Below are 19946 nucleotides of genomic sequence, written 5' to 3'. Positions count from 1 at the left end.
CATCCGCCTGCGGGGCTCATTAAACCGCTGTCTTAGTTGTCGTAACCGGCGGGCAATGAAACTCAGCAGCTACCTGACCTTGTGCGTCTATGGCTTGCAGTGTTACTGGAAACTTCCACAAAGTATGTAAATGCTTAAGCACTTCATTCGTGTTATTACCCAAGGGAACACGGTTTTGCTGTATATACTGCAAGGTCAGAGAACGATCGCCTTCCACATCAACTGAATAGACCTGAATATCGGGTTCAAGATAGCCAAGATTGTATTGTCTCGATAAGGCTTCGCGGATTGCCTGATAACCCTGGGCATCATGAATTGCGCTGACCAGCAAATCGGGGCTTTTATCATCATCAACAATATAAAATAGCTTTAAGTCACGTATTAATCGTGGGGATAGGTATTGGGCGATAAAACTTTCGTCCTTAAAATTGCGCATGGCTTCATCTAGGCTTGTTAGCCATTGGCGGTTAGCCAAATAGGGGAACCATTGTTTATCTTCATCCGTTGGATTTTCACAGATGCGTTTTATATCCTGCATCATGTGATAGCCCAAAGTGTAAGGGTTGATGCCATTAAAATAAGGGCTGTTAAAGGCTGGTTGCATAATAACATTGGTATGGCTTTGCAGGATTTCCAGCATGAATTCATCAGTCACCAAGCCTTCATCATAGAGGGCATGTAGCAGGGTATAATGCCAAAAGCAAGCCCAGCCTTCATTCATTACTTTGGTCTGGCCTTGGGGATAAAAATACTGAGCAATTTTTCTTACGATACGCACGATCTCACGTTGCCAGGACTCCAGTAAAGGGGCGTTCTTTTCAATAAAATAGAGAATGTTTTCTTGGGGCTCTTCGGGGTATCGTTTCTTTCGGCCACTTCCATCGGCTTCCTTGGCTTTAGGAATAGTGCGCCATAATTCATTAACTTGAGATTGTAAGTAAATTTCGCGATTTTCCTGGCGAATTTTCTCTTCCTGCATTGATAAACTTGCCGGGTGTTTATAACGATCCACACCATAATTCATCAATGCATGGCAGGCATCAAGAACGGCCTCAACCTCGTCAATACCATGTCGTTGTTCGCATTCACTGATATAGTTTCTAGCGAAGACCAGATAATCAATGATCGCATCGGCAGAGGTCCACATTTTGAAAAGATAATTGTTTTTAAAAAAGGAATTATGACCATAGCAAGCGTGGGCGATAACCAGGGCTTGCATGGCCATCGTATTTTCTTCCATCAAATAGGAAATGCAGGGATTCGAATTGATGACTAATTCATAGGCTAAGCCCATTTGTCCCCGCTTATAGCTTTTTTCAACGCCAACAAAATGCTTGCCAAATGACCAATGGTGATAGCCAATCGGCATACCAACAGAGGCATAGGCATCCATCATCTGTTCTGCGGTGATAATCTCGATCTGGTTAGGATAAGTGTCTAGTTTAAAATCCTTTGCCAGGCGAGATATTTCCCTATCATAGGTTTGAATTAGATCAAAGGTCCATTCGGCACCAATAGATAAAGGTTCTTTTCTCATGTGGTTTTCCTTTTGAATAATTCGCGGAATACTGGATAAATATCGGCAATATTATCAATATTCTCCATAGCAAAATTGGGAAATACCCCTTTTACCAATTGATAAACTTCCCAAAGGCTTTGGTGGTGGCGCGGCATGATTTCAATATAGGCAAAGTACTGCAGCAAGGGCATGATTTTTTCTTGTAAGAGCTCTTGGCAATAGGGCGAGTCGGCATTCCAATTATCGCCGTCAGAAGCTTGGGCGACATAGATATTCCAAGAGGCAGCAGGATAACGGGCTTCAATGATGTTATATAACAATTCTAGTGCGCTGGAGACTACTGTACCGCCTGTCTCGCGGGAGTAAAAAAACTCTTCTTCATTCACTTCTTTTGCCGAGGTGTGATGACGAATAAAGACCAACTCAATTTTCTCGTAATTTTTAGTAAGAAAAAGATAGAGCAAAATAAAGAACCGTTTGGCAATATCTTTTTTCGCTTCATCCATCGAGCCTGAGACGTCCATGACACAAAACATTACGGCTTGAGTAGATGGCGCGGGAATTCGGATGCGATTGTTGTAACGCAGGTCGATGGTATCAATAAAGGGTACGGATTGGATTTTCTTCTTTAAAAACTCAATGTCGCGTTGCAAGCGTAGTAAATCAACTTTATCGGGATTGGGAATGGCTTCTAACTTAGCCAATTCTTCCAGAGCTTCCCGTAGTTGGCGTTTGTACGGTGAGGACAAGGCCATTCGCCGGCCAGTTGCCTGGCGCATTGAGCGGATTACGTTAATATTGGCAGGAATCCCGCTGCTGCTGACACCAGCACGCACGGTTTTATAGGTTGTCATCTTTGCCAATTCTTTCTTAACTAAATCAGGTAGCTCGAGGTCTTCAAAATACAATTCGAGAAATTCTTCACGAGAAAGTTGAAAAACAAAATCATCCTCTCCTTCGCCAGTATCGCTGGCCTGACTACCGCCTCCGCCATTACCACCGCTTGGACGTTTGACTCTATCGCCCGCAATAAACTCATCATTCCCGGGCAGGATTCGTTCGACCCGTCCTCCCTGGCCACGATGAAAGCGGGGTTCAGAGATATCTTTGGCTGGAATAGAGATTTGCTCACCCTGATCAATTTCAGTAATGCTGCGTTTTCCTACCGCATCAGATACAGCGCGTTTAATTTGATTTTTATAACGACGCAGAAAACGCTGGCGATTAACCGTGCTTTTTTTACCTGCATTTTGTCGTCTATCTATCAGTTGCGACATACTATGGTCCTTCCATTAAGCAATGGACACTGAGGCTCCCTCCCCTAAAGGCAAGAGTTGGCATTGTGCCTAGTTAGATCTAGGTTCCCGCTTTCGCGGGAACGGCAAATTCGGATTCAACCTTATTGCGATTTTCTAACCCTTAGATACCATTCACAGAGTAATCTGACCTGTTTACGGGTGTAGCCTTTGTCAACCATGCGAGCAATAAACTCTTCATGTTTTTTCTTATCATCTTCAGATGCTTTGGCATTGAAAGAAATAACAGGCAGTAAATCCTCGGTATTGGTAAACATTTTTTTCTCAATCACAGTTTTTAATTTTTCATAGCTGTTCCAGACTGGATTTTTGCCATGATTATTAGCGCGTGCCCTGAGTACAAAGTTAACGACCTCATTACGAAAATCTTTGGGATTGGAAATTCCTGCTGGTTTTTCAATCTTTTCCAATTCAACATTTAGTGAACCTCTATCAAAGATTTCTCCGGTATCAGGATCACGATAATCCTGATCCTGAATCCAGAAGTCAGCATAGGTAATGTAACGGTCAAAAATGTTTTGCCCATATTCAGAATAAGACTCGAGATAGGCGGTTTGAATTTCTTTGCCAATCAATTCAACATACTTGGGTGTTAAATGTTCCTTGATAAAGGTTAAATATTTTTCGTGCTGCTCTTGGGGAAACTGTTCTTGTTCGACTTGTCGTTCAAGGATATAGAGCAAATGCACTGGATTAGCTGCGACCTCAGAATGATCAAAGTTAAAGACCTTCGATAAAATCTTAAAGGCGAAACGAGTAGAAATACCGCTCATACCCTCATCGACTCCGGCAAAATCGCGGTATTCTTGGTAGGATTTTGCCTTCGGATCCGTATCTTTTAAGGATTCCCCGTTATAAACACGCATTTTTGAATAAATGCTGGAGTTTTGTGGTTCTTTTAAACGGGTGAGCACAGAAAATTGCGCCAGCATATCCAGGGTTCCCGGTGCACAGGGTGCTTCGGTCAAAGAACTGTTATCAAGCAGCTTCTGATAAATACGTAATTCCTCAGAGACACGTAGACAATAGGGCACTTTAACGATGTTAATCCGATCGATAAAGGCTTCATTATTCTTGTTATTCCTAAAGGTCTGCCATTCTGACTCGTTAGAGTGCGCGACGATAATTCCTTCGAAGGGTAAGCCCGATAAGCCTTCTGTAGCGTTGTAATTGCCTTCCTGAGTTGCGGTTAATAAGGGATGAAGCACTTTAATCGGTGCTTTAAACATTTCCACAAACTCCATCAAGCCCCGGTTAGCACGGCAAAGGCCGCCGGAATAGCTGTAGGCATCTGGGTCATCTTGGGAAAACTCTTCCAGTTTACGAATATCAACCTTTCCAACCAGTGATGAAATGTCTTGGTTGTTCTCATCACCAGGCTCTGTCTTCGCAACCGCAATTTGTTTCATGCGGGAGGGTTTGACTTTAATGACACGAAACTGACTAATATCGCCATTGTATTCATGCAAACGTTTAATAGCCCAGGGAGACATCGCATAGCGCAGATGGCGCGTGGGGATACCAAAGCGTTCAAGTAAAATTTGCCCATCTTCCTCTGGATCAAATAAGGACAGGGGTGAGTCGTAAATAGGTGAACCTTTGATTGCATAAAAAGGAACTTTTTCCATCAAATCTTTCAGCTTTTCTGCCAAAGATGATTTTCCCCCACCAACAGGACCAAGCAGGTAGAGAACTTGCTTGGTTTCTTCTAAGCCTTGGGCAGAGTGTTTAAGGAAACCTACAATTTGCTCGATGGGTTCTTCCATACCAAAGAACTCTCTGAATACGGCATATCGAGGAATAACTTTATTGGAAAAGATACGTGATAAAACAGGATCGTGGCGAGTATCGACCATTTCAGGTTCGCCTATGGCCATTAGTAATCGCTCCGCTGGGTTTGCGTAGGCTGAAGGATCTGTTTTACAAAGCTCTAGATATTCATCCAGACTTAGTTCCTCCGCTTTATTATCAACAAAGCGCTTTGTATAGTTAGCTAAAAAATCATGTGTACTCATAAGCCATCCCCTTTTGCTTATCCCTCTCGGGTAAAAAGCTATTCTGTTTGATTCTTTTGCATTTCGCCATTAAAAGCGAGACACTATCTTCCTAATTTCATTATAGAACTGTTTTATCAGATCTTGTAACGCCCTAAATGAGAAAAAATTTACTAAAATCATTAATGTTTGTAACTTATATCTGACCGGAGCAAAGTTCATGCCAGACCAGACCATTTATCGAAAAGATTATCAACCTCCAGCATTTTCAGTGGCAACAATCGACCTTAACTTTGATCTTTATGATGATCACGCCCTGGTGCAAAATCGCATGCTCTTAAAGCGACAACATGAAGGGGCTTTGCATTTATATGGTGATGAGTTAGAGCTGGTCAGCCTTGCAATGAATGGCAAACCGCTTGATAAAAGCAGCTACAGTATGGAGCAGGATGATTTAATCATTGACAATTGCCCGGAGGAATTCAGTTTAGAAGTCGTTACCCGAATTTATCCACAAGACAACACCAAGCTCTCTGGCCTCTATCGCTCAAACCATCTTTTTTGCACCCAATGCGAGGCAGAGGGGTTTCGACGTATCAGCTACTATCTAGATCGCCCTGATGTCTTAGCAAAATACAGCACAAGAATAACTGCCGATAAGGCGATCTATCCTGTATTGCTGTCGAATGGTAATTTGACTGGTGCCGGCGATTTGGCAGATGGGCGGCACTGGGTGCAATGGGACGATCCCTTTAAAAAGCCTTCCTACCTTTTTGCCTTAGTTGCCGGTGATTTAGCCTGTGTGAAGGACAAATTTGTCACCGCCTCAGGCAAAACGGTCGATTTGCGGATTTATGTTGAGCCGGGTAATGAAGACAAATGTGCTCACGCCATGACCTCTTTACAGAATGCAATGCGTTGGGATGAAGAGGTTTATGGGCGGGAATATGATCTGGATATTTTCATGATCGTTGCTGTCAGTGATTTCAACATGGGGGCGATGGAAAATAAAGGCCTCAACATCTTCAACTCTAAATACATCCTTGCGCGACCTGATACTGCAACCGATGCGGATTTTGCGGGTATTGAAAGTGTAGTTGGCCATGAGTATTTTCATAATTGGACCGGTAATCGTGTGACTTGCAGGGATTGGTTTCAACTCTCTTTAAAAGAGGGGTTAACCGTATTTCGCGATCAGGAGTTTTCTCGCGATATGAATTCACGTGATGTGAATCGTATTGATGATGTGCGAGTATTGCGATCGGCGCAATTCCCTGAAGATGCTGGTTCAATGGCGCATCCAGTTAGGCCAGAGTCTTATCAGGAAATCAATAATTTCTATACCGCAACTGTTTATAACAAAGGGGCTGAGGTTATTCGTATGCAACATACCCTCCTGGGTAGCAAGGGTTTTCGCCGCGGGATGGATTTGTATTTCCAACGCCATGATGGCCAGGCGGTTACGATTGATGATTTTGTTGCTGCTATGGAAGATGCCAATCAGGTTGACCTAAACCAGTTTAAGCGTTGGTACAGCCAAGCGGGAACACCGGAGGTTGAGGTGACCAGCACTTATGTTGAGGGCACTCTGACTCTAACGCTGACCCAATCTTGTATTCCAACCCCAGAGTGCAAAGAGAAAAAGCCCTTTCACATTCCTATTCGTGTCGCATTATTTACTGAGTCTGGCCAAATTTTGCCGCTTGAAAACAATGTGTTGCAATTACGTGACACTAAGGAGCGTTTTGGCTTTTCAGGTTTACCGTCTAAGCCGGTTGTTTCCTTGCTCGGCGATTTTTCAGCCCCAATTAAACTGAATTACCAGCAGAGTGAAGCCGATTTGCTTGCGCTGCTGCGTTTTGAGACGGATGGCTATGCGAAATGGGATGCAGCACAGCGCCTAGCGCTTTCTTGCCTGACAAATTGTTTTAACACAGAACGAAGCCAATGGCAGATTCCGCAAACGCTGGTTGATGCTTATCGTCATGTTTTGCAAGATGAGTCTCTCAGCACCGCTTTAAGAGCCGAATTATTAATTCCTCCCGGATTTGAGGAGGTTGCAGCTACTCTGGACGCTGTTGATGTTAATGCCGTTGAACAAGCTCGTGATTTCTTCCGTGCAGAGCTTGGTAAACAGCTGTATCCGCAGATGGCGGCAATGTATGAGTTATTCTGGCAACAGGAAGATCATGGTATGCATGCTGAGGCCTATGGCCGTAGGAAATTAAGAAATGTATGCCTCTGGTTTATGATGAAGGCCGATGAGGCACGCAGTCTTGCGAGCTGCCAGCAGCAATTTATAAAGGCCAAAACCATGACTGATCAGATTGCCTCTTTTGCTGCCTTAAGCAATTGTTCACAAAAAAGCGTGCAAGAATTGGCGATTGATAATTTTTATAAGCAATGGTCGCAAGATGATCTTGTCTTGGATAAATGGTTTTCTATTCAGGCAACCAGCGAAGCAGAGGGCACACTGGCACGGGTAAAAACCTTGTTGAAACATCCCGCCTTTAGTATGAAAAACCCGAACAAGGTCAGAGCGCTAGTGGGGGCTTTTTGCCAGGCCAATCCACGACATTTTCATGCAGAAAATGGCAGCGGTTATGTTTTCTTAAGTGAAATCCTCGAGATCATGGATCAGATAAATCCGCAAATTGCAGCCCGCTTGGCTACTCCTTTCACTCGCTGGCGTCGTTATGATAGTCTCAGACAAGGCTTAATGCACAAAGAACTTAAGCGTCTGGCTGAGCTGAAGCTGTCCCGCGATTTGCGAGAAGTGGTTGAGAAGAGCTTGATTGTTTAAGGGGGCAAGATGTTAAAACGCTTTGCTGTTATGGGCAATCCAATTGCCCATAGCTTATCCCCCTTTATCCATCAACGTTTTGCCGAGCAGGCAGGGATAGCCTTAAGTTATGAAAAAATCCTGGTGCCAGACACTTTGTTTGAATCCCAAGTACTTGATTTTTTTGCTGGGGATGGCAAGGGTTTAAATATCACCCTTCCTTTTAAGCAAAGGGCTTTTGCGATGGCAGAAGGCATAACTGCTCGTTGTAAGCTGGCTAAGGCAGCAAATACCTTATGGCTAAGTGAAGGCAAGCTTCAGGCGGATAATACTGATGGTATCGGATTAATCAGAGATCTAGCATCCTATGGTGAACTTGCAGGAAAGCAGGTGCTTTTATTAGGCGCTGGCGGTGCTGCACGCGGTATTATTGGTCCTTTGCTTGCCGCTGAGCTTGCTGGCTTGACCTTGGTAAATCGTAATGAAGAAAAGGCTAAAGCCCTGCAAACAGAATTTACCCAGCTCAAGATCAGCCGTTTAGCTGAGCTTAAGACCGAATATGATTTAATCATCAACGCAACTTCAGCAAGTCTAGCCGCCGATAGTTTAGCGCTACCACAATCCTTATTGAAATCCACAACACTTTGTTACGACTTGGCCTACTCTAAAACTGGCGCAACAGCCTTTGTTGCATGGGCAGTTGAGCAAGGCGTCCAGGCTGCAGATGGCTTAGGAATGTTAGTTGAGCAAGCAGCAGAAGCTTTCCTGATTTGGCATGGTGTGCGGCCTGATGCTCGAGCAGTTTTAACGGAGTTAAAGTATTCGCAGAGCGGTTGAACAGCGGCAATTGAATGTATCCATAATAGGTCTCCCTACACTCCGTCATACTGAGAGCTCCAGCTCCTTTGGGGCAAACATCGATAAAGACCTCGTCATCCCGAATGTTGTGAGGGATCTCCGGGATTAGCAGAGTGCCACACTCAGGAGATGTCTCTCTACGTTCGACATGACGTACGTCTTTGGGAGCTTAGCGAAGCATGACGGAATGTAGGGACCTAATAAAAAAACTTCTGCACTTCATCCGCCTTTTCGAGTGTATCCTGATATCCAAGACTAATAAGCTCGCGTGTGAATTCGGGCTCAAATAGCAGAAAGCTCAATAAATCACCGGAATGGTTTTTAGCGCCCAGGGCATTCAGTAAAAAACGAAGCAGGGTCGGCATGCTGTTATATTGTGCTTGGGCAATTGCCGAGACATCGATACTGGGCCTTAGATGAAAGGTTTCAATAGGACGCCAGGGTGAGTGGCGTTTTTTCCACATGGATAGTAGGCGGGCAATATCATTCATGCGATTTACCATTTCGATATCGCGGTCAAGATTATCAAGAAAAATACCGTTCAACATCCCGCCTAAAATATTAGCGAAACCAATTTCACCATTCTTTAAGAGTTCGGGCTCATGAAAACTTGCAAGTTGACGGGTACCTAAAATCAGGATCTTATTAACCTGAAAACGGATAGCCCCACGTAGTGGCGATACCAGCCCCATACTCCCATCGCCATAGTGAAAACCGTCGATTGCTACGGACGGAAAAAAGAGTGGCAAGGCACTGGAAGCAAGAATATGTTCCATTCGCAAATTAGCTTGCTGGCTAATGTGACGAGGATAATGCCAGTCTTCAAATAAAGCGGTATCGTGTCGGTAGAACGAAATAGTCTGCTGTGATTCATAGCAGTGACTAATAATTTCCACTGCTTCTAAGTGGTTGCTCGCTATATTTGCGTCGATCAAATCAAAATCGATAGTGTTGTTTATAAATTCGCGTAATGGCGAGGTATCAAGTAAGTTACCCGATTGTCTTTGTTTAACAATTAAATGGCTAATATTCCGCAAAACGGATTTGGAGAGCTCATAATTACTGGCATTGAAAATATGCTGACATCGGATTTCAGTCCAAAGGGTTTCAAGTTTTTCGAGGCCAACTTGAAAGTCATGAGCATTTTCGGCGAGTACGGCAGCATTCAAGCTACCAACGCTGACACCGCTAATCACCTCAAAGGGAAGGGTTTTGACTTGTAGAATATGACCGATTGCTTTGAGCACTCCCGCTTGATAAGCGCCTCTTGCTCCACCACCGGCCAAATACAGGGCTTTTCTAGCCATATGCACTAATAGATTTTATAAATCGTAGCAATATAGTTGAGGAACCTTGTTCTGGCAAGCGGTTGTAGACTTGGGCAGGAATAAAATATTTATATGCCTATTGCCAACTTGCTATATAGATAATTACTCTTTAAAGAGTCTTCTTCAGAATCTGATAATAAATTGACGATATAATTAATTATTGCAAGTGATAATGAGCAACTAATATGGCCCAGGACATGATAGACCCACAACAGGTGACTAAGCTCTCTAAAGAGGCGCGTGAGAAGGCGCTAGAAAATGCTAAAGTAATGGGAGCGGAATATAAACCTAAGCTTCCAGAGCCACATAAGCTAATTCAGATCTTATATGAAAAGGTTCCGCTTCTTAGTGGTTTTTTAAGAGGCATTGATGGAACCGGCGCTTCTTTGGGCAAATTAGCAATATTAAAGGGAGATAGCGGCATTGGAAAACCTGTCGCTGGAGGCCTTGTTGCTACCTCTGATTTGTTATTGGCTTTGGATCTGATACGTCTTCCGATCATTATTGCTGCTGCTAAATACTATGGCGTCGAGCTGCCATTTACTCTGACTGATGGTGCTAAAACAATTTATACACTTATCTTATTCGGTTTAGGCGTCGCTACACTTTTAGCGCCAGCAGTCGTTCTTCCTATTTTAGGGGCGGTAAGTGCAATCCTTGCCTTCGTGGCTAGTGCCATCGCTTTTGGCAAGCTTATTTCTGATCTCGTGCAAAATGCTAAAGAAAGAAAGGTGACTGCTAAAGCGCTTCAGCAAGCAGAGGAGGCGCTTCAAGCAGTGGAGGAGCTTAAAGACTTGGAGAGCAAAGTAAAAGGATTGGTAGCGGACTTAGACAATCCAGAACTCGAAGGGAAACATGCTGAAATTGCAGAGAAGCTCATTGCACTGCGTCAACTATATGATGAAAAGGTAAAGCCTGTTCAGGATTTGCGTGATAAAGAGTTTTTACTAAAGTATAAGTGGGATAACGAGCTAGGTATGGGCACTGGAGTTAATAGTGCTATAGGGTTGGGGTTGGGCGCAGGTGCGGTTTGTGGAGCACTTATTGCACTGATTGTCCCGCCCTTGGCTCCCTTGGGTGCTGCAATTATTGGCTGCTGTGCCGCTGTTGGTACTGCATATTTTATCACCCGCCTCGCTATTGCTTCTGATAGTAAACTGGATAAGGCTGTAGGTTTAACGGTCGCGGCAGGTGTTATTGCCAGTGCTGTGGTTGGTATTTTTTTCCCACCTATTGGATTGGCTGTTTTTGCTGGTTGTATTGCTACGGGTGGAGCCTATCTTTTGGGGCGAGTAGCTGTCCCAGCAATCATAAAATATATAAAAAATAGAAAAGAGGCAAAGGACGAGGCCACAGCATCACTGGTTGATTCTGAGAAAGATGGTCTTGGTCCCCAGGAACAAATTAAACAAGATGCGAAAATACATGAATCTCCGGCCCCCGTGAGTCCTGAGCACCAGGATGATGATGAGGAAATACATGAGTCTACAGGGCTCGTAGTCGCATTGATGTCAGGTAAGGAACATGCTGAAGAGGCATTACGTAAATTGACGGCTTTTCAGCAATGGCTGGAAAAAGTTGATAATACCTTGCACTCACACATTGCAAATAATAGTGCTGCTGGCGTCCTGGAGTTTTTCAACGGGCTAGCGGTCTATGCGCAGAAGCAAGAGTTTACAGTGGCTGAGGCCCAGGGTTGCATAAACAATTTATGCGAAACAAATCCGGAAGCATTAATCTTCTTAAAAAGCGCCTTGAAAGATCCTATGATTGCTGATGAACAGAAACAAGGCTTGCTAATTTATAGGCCTGTGGTCGAGGCTTTAATGAACAACAAGGTTATGAAAAAAACCATAACCTCCTTATTAGACCATGTTCAACAACTAGGGCCAGATGATAAAGCGCAACTAGAGCAGGACGACAGTGTGCGTGGGGAAGTGTGTCGTTGAATTGACGTTACTTTAAGGGATTGATACAGACAAATGCTAACCTTGTTTCGTGCACAACCCCGTGCTTTTTACATGATTTTCATGTTGGAAATCTGGGAGCGCTTTGGTTTTTATACCATGCAAGGGGTGCTTACCTTATTCTTTATCCGATATCTAGGATTCGATGATAGTGAGGCCTATTTTATCTTTGGTGCTTTTTCAGCCTTAGTGTATGGCATGGTCGCATTCGGAGGGTATCTAGGTGATAAGGTTTTAGGTACCAAACGGACAATAGTATTGGGACTCATCACCCTTGCTCTCGGTTATTTAGCCCTCTCCTTTGTTAATAAAGCGCAGGTCTATCTGGCTTTGGGGCTAATCTGCGTGGGTAATGGCCTATTCAAAGCTAATCCTTCAAGCTTGCTGGCTAAATGCTATCGCGAAAATGATGAGCGTTTACACGGTGGTTTTACACTGTACTACATGGCTATCAATCTTGGATCTATAGTCGCTTTACTAGCGGGTCCAGAGGTGGCTAGCCATTATGGTTATTCCTATGCCTATTTTATTAGTTTCATTGGCCTAACGATTGGTTTAGCAAATTATTATTTACAACGTCAGCATGTCGCTGAAATCAATTCTCCTGCTGATAGTCGGAGCATTCAAATTTGGCAGTGGCTGGTAATCATTCTAGGTATCATTATAAGTACACTAATATCGGCTTATTTGCTGCAACACATTCAGCTTGCTGAAGGTCTGGTTTGGTTAGTAACCACTGCTGTTGTTGGTGTCTATTTTTATTATATGTCTAAGGAGAGTAAAATCTCGGCGCTGCGAATGCTAGTTGCTTTCATTCTTATGGTGGAAGCTGTTGTCTTTTTTACCCTTTACCAACAAATGCCAACCTCCTTAAATTTATTTGCTGTAAATAATGTTAACCCGAGTTTATTGGGTATTCCTATCGATCCACAAAGTTTTCAAGCCTTAAACCCAATTTGGATCATCATTATGAGTCCTATATTGGCAATGATTTATCACAAATTACATCTTGATGGGGTTCATTTTCCAATCCCCTACAAATTTGCTTTAGGTATGCTTCTTTGCGGCCTAAGTTTCTGTCTTCTCTATTTTGCTCGCTATGTGCATAATTCGGCAGGTATGGTTTCATCCTGGTGGTTAGTTGCCAGTTATTTTTTACAGAGTACAGGCGAGCTATTGGTTTCCGCGCTGGGTGTGGCAATGGTTGCTGAGTTGGTACCCCGACAGATTGCTGGTTTTGTAATGGGAATGTGGTTTTTAACCTCTTCCGTTGCAGGTTTTATAGGGGCTTCAGTTGCTTCTTTGACCGCTTTACCCGAACCTGTGGAAGCCGGTATGACCTCTTTAACTATCTATACTCAGGTTTTTGCCTATATTGGTTTGGTCACTTTGGGGATTGGTATCCTAATGTGGCTAATTTCGCCAAAATTGAGTCGTTTTATTCATTATAAAGATTGATAGAGTGGCTTAGATCCATGGACATGTATTTTTAGCAAAAATTCATAGCAAATCTGAAAACTGCTGTGAAGTTCAAAGATTTTTTTTGGTTTTTACTGTATTATTAGCAGTCGCTTAACGTTTGGTTAATAATTTTTCATTATGATAATTAAATTAACTGACGGGAGTTAGGAATTTGCACTCTGCATTTCTTGCATTCCAATAAAGGTGACTGAATGACCAAGAAGATAGCACTTAGCCCTAAGACAGTAGCGCTTCTCAATAAACTAAAGAAAATAAACTCGCAAGCTGACAAAATTGCACAGATCTTTAAATTAGATAATTCCAATATCGCCGATTTAGACGATCTTGCTCTTTGGTTAAAGCAAAATGACGAACTAGTTCTTAGTGAAACTGACCAGCTTGATGATGATGACGATCCTCAGCTCCTCCTTGCGTCCTTTAATGCGAATCTAATGAAGGACTTAGCTAAATCCTTACCCGGGTATATAAAGCCACCGAAAACCAAGACCAAAACAAGCTTGGCAAATCGCGTTAAATATGGTCTGTTGATTTTTGCGGGTACTGTATTCTTTGGCTGTGAAGGCTTTGACGGTATTACTGCTATCGTCGGTATTTTGTCCATGTCTACAACAGGACTATTTATTATCGGTACGATATTCGCCTTTATCTCGGTGATGGCGTTTTATGCCTTTAATTTAACAGAGATCGCAAGAAACCTTGAAATTGAACGAAAAGAAGCGCGTGAACTGGTCGATCGTTATTTAAAAGAAGTTGAAGAAATTAACGCAATTCGCAAGCATTTAAACAATAATTATCTCCGACGGAAAAGCATTGAAGAACGAGAAGAAGACCTGTTAATTACAGAGTTACTAATCGCACGTTACAAGACTTTAGATGAAGGAAGGCAAGCTTTAACCCGGCTATCAGAGAACAGAAAACTTAGAGTTGCTAAATACGGTGTAGGCCTTGTTATTGGGATTATTTATTTCAGCAGTGGTTTCTTTGCTGGACAGGCAGTGGCTACTGCCTTGGCCGGGCTTCTTGTTGCATCATCAGTTCCAATATTTTGGCCTGTTTTTGCAGCAAGTTTGGTTGTTGGTATCGCTGCCTTTAGTGTTTATTGGTTTGTTGAACGCCCTAGTATTGATAAGCTCGTTGGTCGTTGGTTTGGACTTGATCAAGAAAAAATTGAGTGCTTATGTGATTCTGAATCGATAGAGAATGACAAAACCAGATTAGAAAATTTGAAAGAAAATCTCATCCTTAGTAAATCTAAATTAATCCAGTCATACAGCGACAAAAGCACTTATGAATTTCGCTTACGTGAGGCGAATAAACGTATAAAAGAGTTGAGAACTTTGCTAGCAAGACGGCAATCCTTGCAGCTGATTCAGGAGACACAAGGGGATTTGCAAAGCTTGGGATTTTTCTTCGAAGCTGGACAGGCATGCGAAGCGCCGGTTGGCAAATTATTAGAGCTGAGCCAGAAAACAATGGACTTGATTGATACTCTCAGAGAGCATGATGCCTATAGCGATAAGGTCAATGAGATTTTTAGTACTGGAGGGGCTGATACTCTTAAGTTACAGAAATTAATTAAATGGCTGACGCTAAGCCAAGCAGCCAACGAAACTTTGGAAGATGACAGCGATACCGCGCTTCTTCTGGCCTCATTAAATGCTGCTTTACTCAAGGATTTGTCGAAGTTGTTGCCAGACACCAAGAAAAAGGAAAAGCAAGCCAATAAATCGTCTAACAAAAGCGGGATGATTTATACCTTTCTTGCGCTAGCAGGGACAATTTACTTTGGCTGCGAAGGCTTTGATGGAATTACTGCTATTATTTCTATGTTTTCCGTGCCTAAATTAGCAGTGTTTGCAGTCGGGACCTTCTTTGCTGCAATTTCTATTATGGCCTTTTATGCTTTTGATTTAACAGAAATTTCTAGAAACTTAGGTATAAAGAAGAAAAATGTTAATCAACTTGTTGATGTTTACTTGAAAGAGGTTTCTGCTATCAATGCAATTCGACGAAATCTTGATAATGAGTATATCAAACGCACCTCTGTTGCAGAGCTGGAAGAGGATTTATTAATCACAGAGTTGCTAATTGAGCGTTATAAAAAATTAGATGAAGGCAGGGCGTCCTTAGACGCGTTAATGTCGAGTAAAAAATTGACTGGCTTGAAATACCTTGTTGCCGGGGTTATTGGCATTATCTACTTTAGCGGTGGCTTTTTTACCGGACAAGCAGTCGTAGTGGCGATTGCTGGCTTATTTGTGGCATCAACGGCGTCCTTATTTTGGCCAATTTTTGTGGCCAGCTTTGCAATAGGTCTTGCTGCCTTGAGTGTTTATTGGTTTGTGGAGCGCCCGGGAATCGACAAGCTTGTTGGCCGTTTATGCGGGCTTGATCAGGAGAAGATCGAAAGCTTCTGCAATCTTGAAAAAATAGCAGAGCACAGTACTAAATTGGATAATTTAAGAGCAAATATCATCGCCTGTAAGGACAGCATGGTGGCTGTTTCTGAAGAAAATGTGGAATATGCTACAAAATTGCGAGAAGCAAATGAGACCATAAGAGAGTTGGCTTTGCAAATGGCGAGAGGACGTTCAGAGGAACAAGACCAAAAGGAAACTAGAAGGAGATCTGCTTCTGCTCCAGCACAATTACCAAAATCACTGACCTTAGAGCATGCTATTGATACTGATTCCGATTATGAGTTTGCACTAAACAGGACAGATGGCTTTTTCGATACAAGACAGACAGCTGCTAAATCCTTTAGTGAGTCAGATTATTACTTATCTCACTCCCATTAAGCATGCGTAGGTTGTGTACTCGATTGCATTTTGCTCAGTATTTGTTTGATCCCTAGACTAATATTTGCCAAATTGATTGGCAGGTAAACAAGAAGCGTCGTGCCTTTGTAATACTCGGGATTTAGGGATAGATAATAATTGGTTAGCAGATCCCTTGTGTCAATATTCAGGGCGGCATGATCAATGATCGGTAATTGATTGCTAATTAGCATAGAGTGCCTGCTATGTGTTTGCCATTGATTCAGTGTCTTGAGCTGATCAACAAGCTCTATAACCGATTTAGGCGTGGGAACATCTGGCTGGGGATAAAGCGAAGGGTTTAATTTTGCCAGGAATTGGTATCTGAGAGGGGTATTGGCATGGGCGATGTAGACCATTTCTTCATCTGGGCGTTGTAATTTATAGCGCATGGCTTTAGACAAACAGAATTTTGCAGCACTTAAACTAAGATCGTTACGCGGATTATGATAAGTGGCGCCGGTATAAACGCTTATTTCTCTGTCATAAAGCTGCAGTACCTGCCGGCAAATGCGGGTAAAACCGATAATTTTATTATCAGGATCATAAAAAATACTTAAGCCTCCGCTTTTGTCGATACCAAGAATCTTTTCATGAAAGTCGCTAAGACTGCCTAATTGATAGTGGCGGCGGGTAAATTGCTCGAGGGAACCAATTAAATGCTCGGGAATAGGTGATAAATGAGCTTCTACGTCTATTGATTTAGTACGAAAGGAACTGCTCATTTTCTCTCCTGAGAGACGGCATAATTTATTAGGGTATAGGGAGTATTTATATAAAGTCAAATGTTAGCTGTTCAACCCCTATTCACCGAAAGTCTGTATTTGGCGCAGTTTTCGAGAAAACAAGGCAAAATATGCACTCAAATCCAAACTTTCACCAAGAGTCAAGGATATCCCCTGAACGCTAAGGTTACTCTCCCTGCCCCTACATTCCGTCATCCTGAGCGCAGCGAAGGATCTCCGGGATTAGCACTATGCCTCATTCGGGAGATCCTTCGCTGCGCTCAGGATGATGGGGTGACTAAGTCAAATATCTAGGATTGATTTAACAAAAGGAATCGTAATTCGGCGTTGTGCAGCTAGAGAGGCTGTATCCAAATTGTCGAGGATTCGATGTAAATCGTGCATATTTCTAGCGCAGCGATTTATCAGAAACTGACCAACACTGGTTGGTAATTCAAAACCACGCTTATGAGCATGCTGCTGTATGGTTTTGATTTTTAGATCATCACTTAACTCATTGAGCTGTACCACTAAACCCCAGGCAAGTCGCGATCTAAGGTCCGCTAAATTGATCGCTAAAGAAGAAAGCGGCTGTTTACTTGAAATCAGTAAGAGAGTTTTTCCATTATCGCGAACCCGATTGAAAAGATGAAACAACGCTTCTTCCCAGGCCTTATCTGCTGCAATTGCATCAATATCATCAATAGCAATCAACGCTTGTTCTTCCAATCCTTCGATGCTTTCCGGTCCCCACTCTTTCAGAACCTGTAAAGGGAGGTAGATTGCCGGAGCATTCGATTCGAGCTGGCAGCAGGCTTGTAATAAATGTGATTTTCCACAGCCTTCAGTACCCCATAAGAAAAATAAACGGCCACCAACCCCGGCCAGGCTCGCGTTTAGTTCCTGCTGAAACAGGGTATTGCTACCCCAGCAGAAATCTGCCAGGGTTGCTTCATCGTTCAGTTGTATTGCTAGAGCTAACTGCCGGTTCATTTTGTCAGTTGAGCGAAGGTGTATGCTTTTTTGCCCCAGGTACGGACATAGTCAATATAGGTTGCTGTTGTTGTCAGTGCAGTAACCAGAATAAGGGTATTGATCAAATAGGGGCTAAAAGCAAAAAATGCTAATTCAAAGAGACAAAGAATAACCAGAACTAACTGGAGTGATGTATTGACTTTACTCAATAATGTTGGTTGAAAATCCAGTTTGCGTTGTATTAACCAATACCAGGCTATTACTCCAATCGATATGGTTAAATCACGTAAAAAGACCAATATCACCAACCACCAGGGTAATTCACCGATTAGCGCTAAGGAAATAAAACTTGAGGCAACTAACAATTTGTCAGCCAAGGGATCAATAAAAGAACCGAGAAAGCTTTGCCAATGAAAATGTCTGGCTAACCAGCCATCCAAACCATCAGTAAAACCAGCCAGAAGAAACATGTAAAAAGCGCTTACATATTGATGTTGGTAGAGAAAGACCAAAAAAGGTACTATCAATCCCAAACGAAACAAGGTAAGCACATTGGGTAAGTGTCTTAATATCATCTGTAAAAACGGCAATTAATATGCCCTTTGGTACTTAGGGCATGGATGTATAAGGTTATGCTAAAAACAACTCAGGATTTAGCACGGATGTTCGTCAAGTGTATACAATACTGCCTCGACTGTCACGCAGTCTGTTATTCAAGGCTAAGGCCGTCAAGTTAAGCCTAATAAACCAGATACTCGCTGGTTTTGAGCTGTTAGAGGGGAGGCGCCGTCATTAACTACTGAGATAACGAAATCCCGCGGCTTGACCGCGGGATCTATAAAAAACGAATAACTTTTTTGCTCCTGACAAGATCTTAGGTGATGGAGGGTTGTCTAAGCGTTTTCTTCATTCTTGCGATATACGATCGCTGTATTACCAATAAGTTGAACTAACTCTGCCTCTAATTGCTGGCAAAGTTCAGCAGCGATGAGGCGTCTGTCTTCTTTTTCAGCACCGTTGATCTTAATTTTGATTAATTCATGAGCGATTAAAGCAACCTTGGTTTCTTCGATAACAGCAGGGGTTAAGCCCTTAGCACCTAAAAGTACCACAGGTTTTAAATGATGGGCTCTGGCTTTTAAAGCTTGTCTAAATGATGTGTCCACTAATTGTTTCCTATAGATTCCTGGTTTGTTTTACTGCTAGGTAAGCAAGTTAAGCACTATACACCCAAATAACTTCAAGATGCATGTTTTCTGCTATCACTTTTTCGCCCTGGGGATTCTTTAAAAATTCGCAATAGAGCTGGCTATTACTCATTTTTAAAGAATTCCCAGGACAAAAAATCGAGTCGTATAAAACCATGCATCTTGAAGTTAATTAGGTATATTTTTGCGTTGTAACTCGATGTAATCTTGCAAAATGCTAAATTATTGCACGTTTTGCTGGGAAAAGGTAGTAAATTTCAGTATCATATAACATTTAACCTTAATTCTAATTAGTATGCCTCGCTCCAAAAGTAGCAAACGCTGGTTGCAAGAACATTTTGATGACATTTATGTCAAGAAAGCCCAGGCTGAGGGATATCGAAGCCGTGCTGTCTACAAACTAAAAGAAGTTGATGATAAAGAGCATTTATTAAAACCAGGAATGACTGTAGTAGATTTAGGTGCAGCACCGGGTAGTTGGACGCAGTACGTGGCGGAAAAGTTGGATGGGCGTGGTATTATCGTAGCTCTAGATATTCTTCCAATGGATGCATTGCCTGATGTTACCTTTATTCAAGGCGACTTTCGTGAGGATGAGGTGCTGCAAAAATTGATGAATGTGGTACCAGAACGTGGTGTGGACTTGCTTTTATCCGATATGGCCCCAAATATGAGTGGTGCGGCCGCGATCGATATCCCCCGCGCAATGTATTTAGTAGAACTTGCTTTTGATTTTGGTAATAAAATGTTAAAACCAGGTGGGGCAATGTTGATGAAGGTCTTTCATGGTGCTGGATTTGACGATCTTATTAGACTAGCGCGGTTGCAGTTTGATAGAGTAGTTATTCGCAAGCCTTCAGCTTCACGTTCTCGCTCGCGGGAAACCTATTTGCTGGCGAAGGGCTATAATTTATAGTAACTTTATCGTTCTAACGTCGTAGAAATACGTCACAATTGAGGTCAATGCTTTGAACGA

Annotated in this window: 14 protein-coding genes; 6 read left to right on the top strand and 8 right to left on the bottom strand. The window is 42.7% G+C overall.

Annotation, left to right across the window (positions count from 1 at the left end; genetic code table 11):
- Positions 1-19: 19 nt before the first annotated feature.
- The 3 genes from BN1094_RS01105 to BN1094_RS01095 all read right to left on the bottom strand — a co-directional run bounded on the left by BN1094_RS01105 (position 20) and on the right by BN1094_RS01095 (position 4850).
- Positions 20-1537, bottom strand: coding sequence for a SpoVR family protein (locus BN1094_RS01105; protein WP_043872589.1), 1518 nt, complete (start codon positions 1535-1537; stop codon positions 20-22).
- Positions 1534-2796 carry a YeaH/YhbH family protein gene (locus tag BN1094_RS01100; protein ID WP_043872588.1) on the bottom strand — a complete coding sequence of 421 codons (1263 nt, stop codon included), beginning with the start codon at positions 2794-2796 and terminating at the stop codon, positions 1534-1536. Before BN1094_RS01100 ends, BN1094_RS01105 begins: the two co-directional genes overlap by 4 nt.
- A 122-nt stretch (positions 2797-2918) precedes the next feature.
- On the bottom strand, positions 2919-4850 hold the full coding sequence (locus BN1094_RS01095) for a PrkA family serine protein kinase (protein WP_043872587.1): 1932 nt from the start codon (positions 4848-4850) through the stop codon (positions 2919-2921).
- A gap of 199 nt (positions 4851-5049) precedes the next feature.
- On the opposite strand from BN1094_RS01095, the gene pepN reads away from it, so the two are divergent.
- The gene (pepN, locus tag BN1094_RS01090) at positions 5050-7632 is read left to right on the top strand and encodes an aminopeptidase N (protein WP_043872586.1); all 2583 of its coding nucleotides are present in this window, start codon (positions 5050-5052) and stop codon (positions 7630-7632) included.
- 9 nt (positions 7633-7641) lie between these two features.
- Complete coding sequence (gene aroE, locus BN1094_RS01085; protein WP_043872585.1) at positions 7642-8448, top strand: shikimate dehydrogenase; 807 nt, start codon at positions 7642-7644, stop codon at positions 8446-8448.
- Between the two features lie 218 nt (positions 8449-8666).
- Here the strand turns inward: aroE and BN1094_RS01080 are convergent, their stop codons facing one another.
- Positions 8667-9776: a patatin-like phospholipase family protein gene (locus BN1094_RS01080; RefSeq protein ID WP_043872584.1), complete on the bottom strand. Its 1110-nt coding sequence runs from the start codon at positions 9774-9776 to the stop codon at positions 8667-8669.
- 218 nt (positions 9777-9994) lie between these two features.
- On the opposite strand from BN1094_RS01080, the gene BN1094_RS01075 reads away from it, so the two are divergent.
- From BN1094_RS01075 to BN1094_RS01065, 3 genes are all read left to right on the top strand, one after another.
- Entirely contained in the window at positions 9995-11746 is a 1752-nt protein-coding gene (locus BN1094_RS01075; protein ID WP_141650399.1) for an ABC-2 transporter permease, read from the top strand.
- A gap of 33 nt (positions 11747-11779) precedes the next feature.
- Positions 11780-13222, top strand: coding sequence for an oligopeptide:H+ symporter (locus tag BN1094_RS01070; protein WP_043872582.1), 1443 nt, complete (start codon positions 11780-11782; stop codon positions 13220-13222).
- A 215-nt stretch (positions 13223-13437) separates the two neighbouring features.
- The gene (locus tag BN1094_RS01065) at positions 13438-16044 is read left to right on the top strand and encodes an AAA family ATPase (protein ID WP_043872581.1); all 2607 of its coding nucleotides are present in this window, start codon (positions 13438-13440) and stop codon (positions 16042-16044) included.
- Here BN1094_RS01065 and BN1094_RS01060 read toward each other — a convergent pair.
- The 4 genes from BN1094_RS01060 to yhbY all read right to left on the bottom strand — a co-directional run bounded on the left by BN1094_RS01060 (position 16041) and on the right by yhbY (position 18928).
- Positions 16041-16787: a hypothetical protein gene (locus tag BN1094_RS01060; RefSeq protein ID WP_043872580.1), complete on the bottom strand. Its 747-nt coding sequence runs from the start codon at positions 16785-16787 to the stop codon at positions 16041-16043. The two genes, BN1094_RS01065 and BN1094_RS01060, sit on opposite strands and share 4 nt — an antisense overlap.
- A 303-nt stretch (positions 16788-17090) precedes the next feature.
- Entirely contained in the window at positions 17091-17780 is a 690-nt protein-coding gene (gene hda / locus BN1094_RS01050; RefSeq protein WP_043872578.1) for a DnaA regulatory inactivator Hda, read from the bottom strand.
- A complete protein-coding gene (locus BN1094_RS01045; RefSeq protein ID WP_043872577.1) occupies positions 17777-18337 on the bottom strand; it encodes a CDP-alcohol phosphatidyltransferase family protein in 561 nt (186 codons plus the stop codon). Before BN1094_RS01045 ends, hda begins: the two co-directional genes overlap by 4 nt.
- A 318-nt stretch (positions 18338-18655) precedes the next feature.
- Complete coding sequence (gene yhbY, locus BN1094_RS01040) at positions 18656-18928, bottom strand: ribosome assembly RNA-binding protein YhbY (protein ID WP_043872576.1); 273 nt, start codon at positions 18926-18928, stop codon at positions 18656-18658.
- Between the two features lie 337 nt (positions 18929-19265).
- On the opposite strand from yhbY, the gene rlmE reads away from it, so the two are divergent.
- Positions 19266-19886, top strand: a complete 621-nt coding sequence (gene rlmE, locus BN1094_RS01035) for a 23S rRNA (uridine(2552)-2'-O)-methyltransferase RlmE (RefSeq protein ID WP_043872575.1) — start codon at positions 19266-19268, stop codon at positions 19884-19886.
- Positions 19887-19946: the final 60 nt, after the last annotated feature.

The sequence above is a fragment of the Legionella massiliensis genome, from assembly GCF_000756815.1.
In the GTDB taxonomy this organism is placed as follows: domain Bacteria; phylum Pseudomonadota; class Gammaproteobacteria; order Legionellales; family Legionellaceae; genus Tatlockia; species Tatlockia massiliensis.
The sequence above is the reverse complement of the archived record's forward strand: the minus strand, read 5'-3'. Positions and strand labels throughout refer to the sequence as shown.